Annotated in this window: 13 protein-coding genes; 2 read left to right on the top strand and 11 right to left on the bottom strand. The window is 42.8% G+C overall.

Annotated features, from left to right (window positions below):
- Positions 1-2,292, top strand: a complete 2,292-nt coding sequence (locus tag NO992_RS14900) for a diguanylate cyclase (RefSeq protein WP_371378447.1) — start codon at positions 1-3, stop codon at positions 2,290-2,292.
- A gap of 59 nt (positions 2,293-2,351) precedes the next feature.
- Complete coding sequence (locus NO992_RS14895; protein ID WP_371378444.1) at positions 2,352-2,744, top strand: hypothetical protein; 393 nt, start codon at positions 2,352-2,354, stop codon at positions 2,742-2,744.
- 34 nt (positions 2,745-2,778) lie between these two features.
- On the opposite strand, the gene NO992_RS14890 is transcribed toward NO992_RS14895, so the two are convergent.
- The 11 genes from NO992_RS14890 to NO992_RS14840 form a co-directional block, all read right to left on the bottom strand.
- Positions 2,779-3,630 carry a lysozyme inhibitor LprI family protein gene (locus NO992_RS14890; RefSeq protein ID WP_371378441.1) on the bottom strand — a complete coding sequence of 284 codons (852 nt, stop codon included), beginning with the start codon at positions 3,628-3,630 and terminating at the stop codon, positions 2,779-2,781.
- A gap of 54 nt (positions 3,631-3,684) precedes the next feature.
- Positions 3,685-4,737, bottom strand: a complete 1,053-nt coding sequence (locus NO992_RS14885; protein ID WP_371378438.1) for a chemotaxis response regulator protein-glutamate methylesterase — start codon at positions 4,735-4,737, stop codon at positions 3,685-3,687.
- Positions 4,737-5,237, bottom strand: coding sequence for a chemotaxis protein CheD (locus tag NO992_RS14880; protein ID WP_371378435.1), 501 nt, complete (start codon positions 5,235-5,237; stop codon positions 4,737-4,739). The genes NO992_RS14885 and NO992_RS14880 overlap by 1 nt, the downstream gene beginning before the upstream one ends.
- Positions 5,231-6,031, bottom strand: a complete 801-nt coding sequence (locus tag NO992_RS14875) for a protein-glutamate O-methyltransferase CheR (RefSeq protein WP_010604746.1) — start codon at positions 6,029-6,031, stop codon at positions 5,231-5,233. Before NO992_RS14875 ends, NO992_RS14880 begins: the two co-directional genes overlap by 7 nt.
- Positions 6,032-6,042: 11 nt before the next feature.
- A complete protein-coding gene (locus NO992_RS14870) occupies positions 6,043-8,277 on the bottom strand; it encodes a methyl-accepting chemotaxis protein (protein ID WP_371378431.1) in 2,235 nt (744 codons plus the stop codon).
- 14 nt (positions 8,278-8,291) lie between these two features.
- The gene (locus tag NO992_RS14865; RefSeq protein WP_371378428.1) at positions 8,292-10,268 is read right to left on the bottom strand and encodes a chemotaxis protein CheA; all 1,977 of its coding nucleotides are present in this window, start codon (positions 10,266-10,268) and stop codon (positions 8,292-8,294) included.
- 1 nt (position 10,269) lies between these two features.
- A complete protein-coding gene (locus tag NO992_RS14860) occupies positions 10,270-10,554 on the bottom strand; it encodes an STAS domain-containing protein (protein WP_039495895.1) in 285 nt (94 codons plus the stop codon).
- Between the two features lie 10 nt (positions 10,555-10,564).
- Entirely contained in the window at positions 10,565-10,930 is a 366-nt protein-coding gene (locus tag NO992_RS14855; protein ID WP_010372802.1) for a response regulator, read from the bottom strand.
- An 8-nt stretch (positions 10,931-10,938) separates the two neighbouring features.
- Entirely contained in the window at positions 10,939-12,126 is a 1,188-nt protein-coding gene (locus NO992_RS14850; RefSeq protein ID WP_371378425.1) for a methyl-accepting chemotaxis protein, read from the bottom strand.
- Complete coding sequence (locus NO992_RS14845; protein WP_010604740.1) at positions 12,126-12,641, bottom strand: chemotaxis protein CheW; 516 nt, start codon at positions 12,639-12,641, stop codon at positions 12,126-12,128. Before NO992_RS14845 ends, NO992_RS14850 begins: the two co-directional genes overlap by 1 nt.
- Before the next feature lie 316 nt (positions 12,642-12,957).
- The gene (locus NO992_RS14840; protein ID WP_010372793.1) at positions 12,958-14,256 is read right to left on the bottom strand and encodes a sensor histidine kinase; all 1,299 of its coding nucleotides are present in this window, start codon (positions 14,254-14,256) and stop codon (positions 12,958-12,960) included.
- Between the last annotated feature and the right edge of the window lie 2 nt (positions 14,257-14,258).

The raw sequence follows: 14,258 nt of genomic DNA, 5'->3' as shown, positions 1-14,258 counted from the left end.
GTGGATACTTTTGCAAAAGTTGAATTAACACAAGATTTAGTCGAATCAAGCTTTCCGCTCGCCGACCTCAATACGCTACTCACCTCTCTCTCTGATTATTTTGAGGTACCAATTACTTTAGTCACCGTAATTGAAGGGCAATGGCAACATCTGATCGCCAGACATGGGATCCTAGCCGACAAGACACCGGAGCAAGATGCTTTTTGTAAGAGCTTAATCAAACATAACAAGTCTTTACTTGTTCCAGATACCGCCTTGGATGAAAACTATGCCAATAACCCACTGGTTACTGGCGAGCCCTACATTCGCTCATACTTGGGTGTACCTTTTCGACTCGACGGCAAGCCTATTGGTGGCGTCTGTTTAATCGATACCAAACCGAAAAATTATGCCGAGCGAGATGTTCATTTACTCGAGACGATTAGCGGTCTTATCACCAATATTTTAGAGCTACAAAAGAACTATTCGTTATACCTCGAAGATCAAGAGTTAATCCGTTTTTCACCGATCGTGTTAATTAAGTGGAAGTATAATAATGGGCTGCGCATTCGTACGGTTTCTCCGAATATTGAACGCGTAATTGGTATTGACGCTTTCCACTTATGCTCCGGAGAATTGCATTTTGAAGACTTACTCACCGAGCCAAGTGTTGAGAAATTTCATTTTAACTTACAAAACCACTTGGATGGTTTAGAGGCGTCTGAAATTTTGCTAGAGATGGCATTAGACTCAAAACAGATCTGGATCCGTATGATCACCGTGGCGCACTTTAACCACGACAGCAGAATGACAAGCATTCAGGCTTTTATTACAGAAAATACTGCGCAAAAGTACACCGAAGACAAACTCAATGAGGCGAACAGACAGATGCGCCTGTTGCTAGAAGCCTCAGAGCTAGGTACATGGGATTGGAATATTCCAGCAGATACCAATAAAGTTAATAAAAAGTGGTGTGATATGCTTGGAATTGAATTTGAATACGTTGAGACCAGCGTTAATTACTTCCGCCAACTTATTCATCCAGCCGATCGTAGTCACGTAGAAAGAGACCTAGCCAAGCACCTACAAGGGTTAACCGATGCCTACACCACGTCCTATAGAATGAAACATGCCGACGGACACTGGGTGTGGATAGAAACCTATGGCAAAGTGGTTGAACGCGATAATAGCGGCAGAGCACTGCGCCTTGCTGGTACTCACCGGGATATTACCTACCGGATGGAAGCACAGTTGCAAGAGCGAAAGCAAAAACAATTACTGTCTTTTATCAGTAAAGCACAGTCAGCCTATTTAAAGACTGGTGATCTGTCTAAATCATGCCGTGAGATTCTAGAAGAGCTCATCGACATTGCGGATAGCCAATTTGCGCTGATCGGCGAGCTTGAGCATACCGCCGGTGTACCAAGGCTCTTTATTCATGCCATTTCAGAAATGCAGTGGAATGATTTAAGCTCTCAATTGGTACAGAGATATTATGATAACGATCTCTATTTTACTGATTTTAATAATCTGTTCGGATCAGTGATCCTGACGGGAAAAACCGTCATTAGTAATGAACGAGGCAAGCACCCTGCGTCGAAAGGCACGCCAAAAGGACACCCAAGGATCTCTAAGTTTTTGGGGCTGCCGATAAAGCTCAATGGCGAATTGGTCGGTATGATAGGACTTGCAAATAAGTTTTTTGACTATACCGAAGAAGATGCAAAATTCTTACAACCACTGGTCGATTCTCTAGCGGGTTTATACTATGCGGTTAAACTCGATAAAGAGCGCCAAGAAGCAGAAAACAAACTGCTTGAACTCGCAATGACCGACACCTTATCAGGCCTGCCCAACCGACGTGCCTTTATGGAAAAAGCCGCCGAAGTTGGTGAGATATCCTTCCCCTATTTAATTGGTATGGTAGATATCGATAACTTTAAGTCAATTAATGATACCTACGGTCATGATGCTGGTGACAAAGCCATTAAGCTGATTGCTTACACCATAAAGGATGCGCTACGCAGTGATGATTTTACCGCGCGAATGGGAGGTGAGGAGTTTGCATTTGTGTTACTTGATGCCACACATGGATCATCTAGCGCATTGATTGAGACCATCAGAGAATCCATATCCAACTTGGAAATTACACTGTCAGCAGAAGAGAAAATACATCTCACGGTCAGCATTGGTGTAAAAGCGGTACTTCCCGAGATGGAAAAAATGTCTATTACAGCACATTTAAATGATGCTGATAAAGCTTTGTATGAGGCTAAACATACTGGCAAAAATAAAGTAGTTTGGTTCGAATAACAAAATATTTCATATTGCTTGATATACGTAAATTTCGCGTCAGACATAGAAATGGAAAAATGATGAAACCGCTCTCACTTAACCTAGCTGCATTTGGATTTTTAGTCACTTCATCTGTAGCTTATGCCGATTATACTGCTGAGTTAGAAATTGACAGAATGCAGGACACACCGTTTAAAGAGTGTAGCGACTACACTTTTCGCCAAGTTATGAATAATTTTTTTACCGAACTCACTTGGGATTATCTCACAAGCGATTGGGGCAGAAACTACATAAATATTGATGGTTATGTAGAAGAAGAAGGCGAAAAGTTTGATTTTCTTCTTCAATACGAAGTCAAATCTGATGGGACGTTTGAATTTAACGCAATGGAGTTCTTAGGAAAAGCAAAAGACGACTCGTTTATTATCATGATGCTCGACAAGATTTGCTATCATTCAACCGGTGATTAACGCTTCAACTCGAAGCGCTAATGTGCTTCTAAACTTAGTCTACTGTAACTTTGCACTGGATGGGCTGTTGATAATAACCCCAAGTTAATATTGCTACATTACTTTGTACTTTAAGGTGATAATCGCCACCGCGGTAATGAGTATCGCTGGCGGAGTTATCGATGAACATCAGCTTTTCACTGTCATTAAATTCTGCGACCATGCTTAGTGGCTGAGTATCATAGTAAAAAACGGATAATAACTTATCGTTACAGAGATACGTCATATGCCCGGAGCTAGTCACTAATGAAAAACGAGCCTCAAGCTCGGCAATACGGTGAATATACGACTGCTTCAAACAATGCGCGCTATCGCTAGATTTCCAACACGCATTGCGCCCTTTTATCCACCCTCTTTGCTCAGCTTGAAGGTGCTTCGAATGCGGCTCTTTTACAATTTTTTCATACACAGAATTGAGCCTGCGATCCAGTCGAGACAACGCCGCACTGTTACAAATAACGGATTCCATGCTTCCAGCTCTTACCTCGTTACAAGCGAATGAAGGCGTATGTAGAATGTGTTGTTTTAAGTGCTCGTCAATATAGCGACACCAATCCTGCGTGCCACGGTCGGGCTTATCCGAGTAACTTCTTACACCAAGTTTAAACTCAATGACCGATTGCCATTCTTGGCTGCCAAGATCAGGACCATGCCCGCTACCATCGCCACTTATTAAAAGATCATCGACCTCTGTCATCCACTGCTCGCCACAGTGAAACGCTTCAACGTTCAATTGCTCGGTGGGTGTTAAAACTGTCCTATTTTGTGACGCACATCCAAATAGAGTGATGGCTATAACTACAGCCAATCCATGATAAAAATTACGGGTTAATGTAGTCGCTTTCAAGCTAATTTCCTTTTAATCGCGTAAACAAGAGTTGAGCTCATCCCAACAGTAACGTTATGAAAAACATTGAGTTATTGTCATCGGCACATCCGCTAGAGTCACTTCTTTACTGTGAGCATTTAGCTTAATGGCCTCTTTTGGCATTCCAAATACAATGCTGGAGCTTTCATCTTGTGCATAAGTCTTCGCCCCCGATTTCTTCATTTCTAACAAACCAAATGCACCATCTGCGCCCATTCCGGTTAATATAAATCCGATAGCATTACTTCTAACTTGCTTCGCAACAGATTGAAACAATACATTGACCGAAGGCTTATGGCGCTGCACTGGCGGCCCATCTTTGAGCTGAGTGTAATAGAATGCACCACGACGAACAAGCTGAAGGTGATGGCTTCCTGGCGCGATGTACACATGGTTAGCCAGTACGCGTTCGTTATGCTCAGCCTCCTTAATCTTTAATTTTGAAATATCATTTAGCCTTTGAGCAAAGGCTTTAGTGAAGTTGGCTGGCATATGTTGTACCACCACAATACCAGGCAATTCGGGTTCTAATTGACTAAATATGTACTCAAGCGCTTGCGTCCCCCCTGTCGAAGTGCCGATGGCTACCACTTTATCAGTGGTATTAATGGAAAGGTTAGTATTGCTCATTGCAACATTGATAGCAGGCGCGCGGCTTATGTCTTCCGTAGAGGACTTTGGTCTGTAGAATCTCGCTTGCTTAACCACTTTAATAAATTGCTCGCGTTGAGACTCAAGAAATGATTTTAAGCCACACTCAGGTTTAGTTAAGATTTCAAATGCGCCAAGAGAGAGTGCCTCTACCGACAATTGAGCTCCTGTGGTTGTTAGCGATGAACAAATGATCACGGGGATAGGTTTATTGGCCATGAGCCAGCGTAAAAAGGTAATGCCATCCATCTGTGGCATTTCAATATCAAGAATAATAACATCTGGCGGCTCTGCCAACACGCTGGGCTGCGCCAAGACAGGGTTGCTAAACACCTTAGTCACGCAGATTTCAGGCGAATACTCCAACATCGCAGTGACCGTTTGCCTTACCACAGCAGAGTCATCGATAATATAGACAGAAATTTTATTCGACATCAGGTTGCTCTCCTGCTCGATAACGCAACATGAAAACGGTCTACCCTGCAAGAGCCATCCTTGAGATCCACTTGAATTCTCCGATAATAAGGGCCACCAACATCACGCGCAATAAGCCTAAATCCATAATCGTCAATCAGCTTATGACTCATTTCGATGTTTCGCATACCGACAGTCTCTGAACAAGACGTTTTGAACATCTCTCCACCACCAAAAAGCTTAATCTCCACACAATCCTCAGAGATACTAAACCGCTTTAAATATTGTCGAACTAACGAAAAAGTCTTATCGACATATTTAGCGGGCTCATCGTCATTCGGCTTTTCTGTGGTTGGCAATAGCATATGACTGACAACAACTAGTTGATGCTGCTTAGACACTAAAACAAATGAAACACAGGACCCCAGCAAGGTATTGAGCGTTGCTGGGCGAAATGACTCAATTGCCAAACTACCCGGCTGCAAAAATATTGATTCAACGTCTCTGTTTGGCATCAACATTTTGCATACACCGCAGGAGCGATTGATTCAAATTTGTCATACACGCCATTTAAGCTCTCGGAGTGTCCTAAAAACAAAAAACCTTGCTTCGGCATCGCCCTATAAATATTCTCGAGGATTTTTACCTTTTCGTCTTTTTCAAAATAAATCAGTGCGTTACGGAGGAATATTATGTCAGCTTTACCACCGATATAAGGCACAAGTAGATTATTTTTGAAAAAATTAACCTTATGATAGAGCTCATCATTCACCATGATATAGCCGGTCTTCTCTCCGACGCCATTTAGACAGTATTTCCTTAGATATTCGTCAGGAATGTTTTTAGCACGATGTAAAGGGTAAATTGCCTTTTTCGCTAAATCCAGCATCCGCTCAGAAATATCACTGGCACGCACCACCCAATTCCCGTGGCCATAATGCTCCTGTGTGCACATGGCCAAGGTGTATGCCTCTTCGCCAGACGAGCAAGCCGCACACCAAATATCTGGTGCAGACTTTTGGTAGTACGTGGTAAACAGCTCTGCTAACTTTTCAAAGTGTTTACGTTCTCTGAAGAAATAGGTTTCATTGGTAGTCAGCAAGTCGATGCACATGTTTCGCTCACCTTTGTTATTGGGTATTTTTAGATACTCAATGTACTCACCATAACTACTTAATCCTAAAATCCTCAGTCTTTGATTTAGCCGTCCACAGACTAAGTTCTTTTTATGATCCCTAAGATGTATTCCTGATTCGGCTTTGAAGAAGTCAGCAATACAGGTAAATTCTTGATCGCTAATAAAGTCCCCAATCATGTGGCACCTCCTCAGAACTGTTCAAAGTGCTCTTTTGAGCGAGCTTGCCCAGCACTAACTTCTTTTCGCTCGGCGACGGGTTTTGCTTCTGTTTGCGGTTTTCCTCCTTCTAATACTCGCATTTTGCTTTGGCTTTCAATGTCTCCGATTTTAAAATAGGCGACGAGTTGGGTAAGCGTCTCTGCTTGACTGGACATTTCTTCCGCGGTAGCTGCTAGTTCTTCTGACGATGACGCATTTTGCTGCGTTAGCTGGGTGATTTGATTCATCGAGTCGTTGATTTGGCCAACACCCGCAGCTTGTTCGTCTGACGCTGCGGAGATCTCTTGTACTAAATCAGAGGTTTTACCAATCGCAGGCACGATTTCAGCAAGTAGACTACCAGCTCGCTCGGCTTTGCTGACTGAGCCAGATGCTAACTGAGATATTTCCTGCGCTGCAAATTGAGATCGCTCAGCAAGCTTTCTGACTTCTGCAGCCACCACAGCAAACCCTTTACCATGCTCTCCAGCTCGAGCCGCTTCTATGGCAGCGTTGAGTGCCAACAGATTCGTTTGATAAGCAATGTCATCAACAATACCTATCTTAGAAGCAATTTGTTTCATGGCCGATACGGTCTCTTCCACGGCGCTACCGCCTTCTTGTGCTTCACCTGCCGCTTTAGATGCCATACCGTCAGTGATTTTAGAGTTTTCTGCATTTTGTGCAATGGATGCCGTCATTTGCTCTACAGAGGCTGATGTCTCTTCAACTGATGAGGCTTGTTCGCTTGCACTTTGTGCCAGTGACTGGGCTGTAGAGGAGACTTCGGTCGATGCCTGTGCTAGCGATTCTGAGTTAGAACGAACATCACAAATAATGCGACTTAAACTGGAGATTGTACTATTTACGCTTTGTTTCAACTCGTCATAGACACCTGAATAGCTTCCTGCAATCTCAACATCAAGGCGGCCTTCTTTTAACCCCTCCATGACATTAGCAATTTCTTGAATTGGCTTTTCAGTCGCTTCCAATACCTCGTTAAGACCATCAGTCATGGTTTTAAATGCGCCGGCATAGTTTGAGGTATCGGCGCGATTTTGGATGTTTCCTTTGACCGCTTGTGAAACCAACTCGACGATATCGTTCGCTAAGGTATCTAGCACATCGGTGAGATTGGCTGTACGTTGCGCCAGCTCACCTAAAAGCCCTTGTGCTTGTACTTTGGGCTTTAATGATAAGTTACCTTCACTCACTGCGTTTAGCACGGCAAAATTGTCCTCAAGTACCGATTCCAGCACTTCCATCGACTTATTATATGCCTCTGCAATTCTGCCTATCGATCCCTCTAATTCATTGGCTTCAATGCGTCTGTCAAATTCCCCGCAAGCTACCGCTTGGAAGGCAACACCAAACTCTTCTTCTAACAAGCGCTCTTTACGCTTTTCATCAGTTACGTCTTTCCACTCAACCGTAGTAGAAATACGCTTATTGTCTTCATCAAATACAGGGGTGATCATGAGCTCCAAGCTGTGCTCACCAAACCCTAGTCTCGCAACGTGCGTTGAGGTTAAACTCGCTAACATAGTACGCTGGTGGCTTGGATTACGGTGGAATTGGTCAATACTTCCTCCCACCAGTTTGTCAACGCAAAAGGTAGGTAACGTGCTTTGGATCGCACTTTCTAACCTGAGTAACATGTCTCGCATAGCACGATTTATATAAACAATGTCGTAATTTTCATCAGCCAGCATAATGCAAGCGGTACTGTAATCCATGGCTTGTTTATAAAAATCGCTATTACTTCCAGCGCTCAAACTCGCTTGGCTGATTAATTTAGCCACGAAGCTACAGTTAGCAATGGGCTGTTCTAATTTCATGACTTCTAATTGATAAGATCCGCTTGACATATTAACTATGGTGGCCTTGTCTATCAGCTCGGAAAAATTATTGTGCAATGACAGCATATCAGTAATATATCTACCATCACTTTGTGCGTTATTTGCAATAAGCTGGGTAAATTTATTACTTTGATGAACAATCCGACCAGCACCATCTAAGAGTGCAGCAAATGTGCCTGTAGTCTCGATAGCCGCTAACTCTGCGTTACTTTTAAGCAAACTTAACACATTGGTCGCAAGTGTTTTGGCTTCCCCTTCATATAAAGCGGGGTTTACTTGGGTAAGATCTGAGTGTTCAATCGCGTTTACGACTGCCTTTGACAGTTGATTAACTTGTTTGTCAAAGATTGCTGGTAAAATTCCCATTATGTATCCCCTTATTAAGAGTTAGCTAATTTTCTAGATTCAGGTTCATGAGCAAAATCATGAATAAGCTTTGGTACATCAAGAATGAGCGCAATGTCTCCTGACCCTAAAATACTTGAGCCACTGATCCCCGACATCTTTTCAAATAACGCACCGAGTGGTTTAATGACCGTTTGAAACTCACCTAACAGCTGATCGACGACGATGCCTGCTCGCAACTGGCCGTACTTCACAACGACAATACTTGGTCTGATCTTAGGGTTCGTCGGTAAGTCGAAAATACGACTCAAATGAATAAATGGCAGCACCGTACCGCGTAGATTAATGTAATCGGTTTGACGAGTTGCCCCATTACCAAGCGGAAGTTCAATACACTCTGTAACCATATCGAGTGGAATGACAAACTTAGCATCAGCAACACTCACCATAAAACCATCGATAATGGCCATGGTTAACGGCAGCCTGAGTTGGAAGCACGTACCTTGGTACGCGACAGATTCAACACTCACCGTTCCACGTACCGCTTCAATATTCTTTCTCACCACATCCATGCCAACGCCGCGTCCCGAGATATTTGAAACTTTTTCTGCTGTGGAAAAACCTGGTTCAAAGATTAAGTTAGCGATTTCTTTGTCGGTAAGCTCAGTATCAGGCGAGATCAGATTACGCTGAATTGCCTTTTCCTTAATTTTTTCTTTGTCTAGCCCGCGCCCATCGTCACTGATCTCTATTACAATACTGCCAGAATCATGAAAGGCTTTGAGTGATAAAGTACCGTATTCAGGTTTTCCACTGTCGGCTCTTTGTGCTGGTGACTCCATACCATGATCAATGGCATTACGAACTAAGTGCGTAAGAGGGTCGACTATCTTTTCAACCATTGATTTATCAAGCTCGGTTTCAGCCCCCATAATTTCTAAAGAAACCTGTTTTTCTAACTCCTTTGAGGTGTCTCGCACCACACGACTAAAGCGATTAAACGTTTCGCCTATCTGTACCATTCTGAGTTGCAGTGTACTGCTTTGCACATCACTAACGAGTTGTTGGATATGTTCAACAATTTCGGTAAGGGCTGAGTCGCGTATCGTTTTGGTGTGATCTTCAAGTGCCGCAGACACAATAACCAGCTCACCAAGTTCATTGACTAACTCATCTAGCTTCTGCGCTGGTATTTTCATCATCCGCTCGGGATTCTTTGGTTTGACTTTGTTATTTTTGGTGGGCTGTTTATCAGTTTTGACAAGTGTTGGCGTTGGCTTATCATCTTCAATTGGGGCTATCTCAATATTTGATTCTGCAGCAATAAACTCAAATGCTTCATCAATATCTTCTCGCGTAGAGTGATGTATCTCTAGCTGCATTCTAAAATGGCATAACTCTAGTTCATCTGGTGTGACCGCGTTAAGCGCAGGTACCTCATCAATTAGCCAATCTACTTCTACCGTACTACCTTTACTTTCGATGTAGCGAATAATCGAGAGCGGATCAAAACCATCCACCATGCAGGCCTTATAAAACTGCGCTGAGACTCGAAAGCTCTGCGTTGCTTCTTGATTTTCGACAACGGTTTGCTCACTTGAGGGTTGGTGTTGCAAACCGCTATATGACTTTAAACTTTCTAGCAGCCCAGTTTCAGCATCGGTCAACGCCTGAGGAAAATCTTCGTTTGACTCTAAGCACTTAATTAACGCATTTATATGGTCATTACATTCGAGCAAAGTCGAAATCAGTTTTTCGCAAGGATTTAGCGCGTGATCACGAAGAAGCTCCATAGTGGCTTCAACAAAATGCGTAAAATCGACAATATGGTCATAGCCAACAACACCGGCTGAGCCTTTTATGGTATGTGCAGCACGAAACGCCTCGTTTATGATCTCGTCGTCACTATTTGGCAGTATAGACTCCATTGCCAAGAGACTTTCTTCAAATTGAAGTACCAACTCCTTGGCTTCTTCAATAAAGACCGCTTGAATTTCGGATAAATCAACCATCTTACCTCCTTTGCGCGCAGTTTGATGCAACTAAGGTATTGAGTAGCCATAAGGCACAAGGTGAGTGATGCTCATCGACTCCTATCACTGATAACGGCTTTTCCGTACAACACTGTGCGAGTGCAACAACTAATTGAAACCCTGCAGCGTCCACCTCCAGCAGCTCGCTAAGGTCAATCGCTACCGCCGTCGTGTCATCGCTTAACATGAGCTGCCATTTTGCTGCCACTTTGCTCACTTCATAAATGGTCAATACTTCTGGCAGCACAATGGTTAAGTTGCTCATATTTATGCTCCTAAGCCAAAATACGTGAAACGGTATTAATCAGCTTTTCGGGTTTAAACGGCTTTATCATCCAAGCCTTTGCTCCAGCTTGCTTGCCTTGACTCACGAAATCCGAGCCCGATTCTGTGGTAAGCATCAAAAAAGGCGTAAAACGATATTGACCCATTTCTTTCACCTTCTTCAACAAGCTCAGTCCGTCCATGTTTGGCATATTCAAGTCACTAATGATCAGGTTGATTTTGCCATCATCTAGCTTGTTGATTGCGTCAAGACCATCACAGGCGTCAATGACTTCATAACCTTCAGCGAGTAGTGTCATTTTTGCCACCTGACGAATTGAAGCCGAATCATCTACAATCATAATTTTCTTAGTCATAAGACCTCCTAGAAAAATGTTACTTCATCTTCAACATGGTCGTGTTGAGACGTATTTTCAGTGGTTGAAACATGACATTCCCTTTCTTCTTTCATAGTGTAAGAGTTGAACATTTCTTGCTGTAATGCAGCCAACCCTTCCTCGCCTAGCTCACCTTCTGTCCTGTATAGCGAGACTAATGAAGTAAGCCCTTTGCAAATGTGTTCTAGCTTTTGGCTCACTCTATCTTGAAATTGAAAATCGGTTATCGCGTCGTCGACGTTCGCTTTTATCTTGCTTGCGGTATCATCTAAACCATGTACCGATTGCGTCAGCTCATTAGCGACCGTCGCCATCTCATTGAGTACTTTTCGGATATGTAATTCAGCGTCATCCATAAGCGTAACGTCTTGTGCCTGTGATTCGGTGAGCTTTTCAGTATTGTCAGCAACGGCATTGGTTAAGCCGTTCATCTTTTCAATAATAAGCTCTGCAGCTTCTGAGGTAATATCCGAAAGCTCACGCACCCTTTCCGCTACCACGGCAAACCCCCGACCGGCTTCCCCCGCTCTTGCAGCTTCAATTGATGCGTTGAGTGACAATAAAGTGATCTCTTTTGAGATTTTTTGAATGGATTTGGTTTGCTCAGTTAATTCCTTGGCAGCATGGCTTACAGCTTGATTGGAATTAACAACCTCGAGTTTTGAACCAAGAGCCACGCGCAAGCTGTGCAAGACTTCATTGAGTTCTTCTTGGCTGTGTTTGGCAAAACAATGTTCATCATCACCAAAATTTTCTACAGAACCTCGTGCCGATTCGATAGTGCTATTTAGTGCCTGTCTTAGCTCTGAAAACTGCAGGGTAAGCCCTGAAACCGAGTCATTACCCAAGGTCTTAATACTGTAGACTTGATTAATAACAGTTTCTAAAATCGCGGCAACAGATTCCGTATTGTGCTGCTCTACCTCGCAATGCTCTTGCATCTCACTCGAATAACTAGCAAATGCCTCACAATCGAGAATGACTTTTGCAGTTAAATGACGCTGCCTTAACGTTACCGCTAAGAGTGCACTGGTGATGAGCACTGAAGATAACGATAAGATATCAACGCGAACACTGAGTAATAGCGTGAGAGACAATACTAGGCTTAGCAACACCGCAGCGCTAATGTAGTACTTGTAGATTGCCTTTAGCTCATTAATTGGAAGTATCTGCATTATGCTGACTCCCCAAGGTGACTGCCACGCTCGCTTAACTCTATCAGCTCAGCCATCTCTTCAACTGAGAGAACTTTTTCAAGGTCTAGCGCGATGAGTAGCTCATCTCCGCGTCTTACCATGGAAGCGATGAAGTCGGCTCTGATTTGCGCGCCAAACTGAGGTGAGTTGGTTAGATCTTTTGCGTCAACTTCTATGACTTCATTAACGCCATCAACAATGACACCCATCTCAATGAGGTTGTCAGAAATACTGAATTCACAAATGATAATGCAGGTTCGTCTGCCAACTTCTATTACTTCTCCACAAAGCCGAGCTGACAGATCGATAACGGGTACAACTGAGCCTCTTAAATTAATCACTCCTTTAATGAACTCGGGCATCAAGGGGACTTTTGTCACGGAGCCCAGTTCAATGATCTCTTTTATTGACAGGATCTCAATTGCATAGCAATCCTGTCTTGACTGAAAAGTGAGATATTGCAATGACTGTGTGTTTTCTGTGATCGCTTGCATATTTCGCCCCGTCTCATTTGTCTTATATGTTACTTTAGTCTCGCATTTCTTATCTGTCAAAATTTGAACAATAATTTATGTTAACTATTTCTTATCTGCACAAATTAATTTAAAAACAGATAGTTATAAATAATCTCCGGTGTTAAGTCTTATCGATGTGACGGTTTTACAGTGGATTTTTTGATGATGAAAGCTGTGTCAGAAAGCTAAACTCAACTAATTGAGAACTGGATAATCAGAAAAAAGGAGTACATGAATTGCAAAGAAACGCTAACCTAATGAAGGCTAACTTTATTTATGAACTGGGTTTGATTGATTAATTATCCGTAAATTCGTCAGAGAAATCTGCTTCGCTGAGCTTAGGAAAGGATACCGTAAACGTCGTGCCGACACCGACTTGTGAGTCAACTTGAATGCGACCCTTGTGTTTGGCGACAATGCTATATGATAGAGACAGCCCAAGGCCAGTGCCTTGACCAACAGGTTTGGTGGTAAAAAATGGATTAAAAATTTTATTAATGTCCTCAGCTGGGATCCCTTTGCCTGTGTCTTGGATGGCAATAATCACCTCGCTTTGTTTATCTTCGATAGAGATAGTTACCGTACCGCTTGACTCTATAGACTGTGCAGCATTGATGATTAAGTTTAAAAATACCTGATTAATCTGCATCGGCTGACAATATAGCAACACTTCATCATCAAGGGAGTAAGTTTTGTTGATAACCGCATGATACTTAATTGAGTTGTTTGCTATTTTTAGTGTGCTTTCAATCCCTTTAATGAGATCTGCCTCTTGCCACTCCTGGTTATCAACATGAGAAAAGGATTTTAAACTCTCAACTATCTTGGATACTCGGTCCAGCCCTTCTAAACACTCTTGCAGTAATTCAGGTACGTCCTCTTTTAAAAAGTCGATACTATGCTGATTTTGGAGCTGCTGCTCCTGCTGTGCTAGGTCACTGTCGGCAAATTTACTAAAATTCGATTCATAAAAAGCGAGCATCGCAAACAGTCCGCTAGCCTGGCCTTCTAAACTTTGAATATTGGAATTCACAAAACCAATTGGATTATTGATTTCATGCGCCACGCCAGCAGCTAATTGGCCAATTGCTGCCATTTTCTCAGATTGTAGTAATTGGTTTTGTGCAGCTTCTAACTTAAGGTTGAGTGTTTTTAGCTCCTGCTTTTCGATCTCTAATGCTTCGGTTAGACGTTTTTGCTCTTGATAATAGCTCGCAAGCTCCGTCACATCTTGTATGATCACGCATACCTTTTTCACTTCTTCAGAATGCTCAAAAATCGGCACATATTGAATATTCTGATACATTGAAGTTTCATCGCCAGTAACAGGACGGCTGCTGCTTAGTTCAAACACATGAGGACGATGTTCCCAGTAGCTAAAACTTGCTGCTTTTAAAGCAAAAACACTCTTCAATTTCCGCTTAATGATTTTTGCAGCTTCAGGAAATACCTCATCGATGGACATGCCCTCAATATTTTTTGGGGTGTTATCCGGTAGCCGGTTTTTCAAAAATTCATTCGCAAAAACCACCGTATGTGCTTGGTCTAGGACACAAATTCCAACCGGAATATAACGCTGCAATTCGTTAAACACAG

This window comes from Pseudoalteromonas sp. DY56-GL79 (genome assembly GCF_041414765.1).
GTDB classification, from domain to species: domain Bacteria; phylum Pseudomonadota; class Gammaproteobacteria; order Enterobacterales; family Alteromonadaceae; genus Pseudoalteromonas; species Pseudoalteromonas piscicida.
The sequence above is the reverse complement of the archived record's forward strand: the minus strand, read 5'-3'. Positions and strand labels throughout refer to the sequence as shown.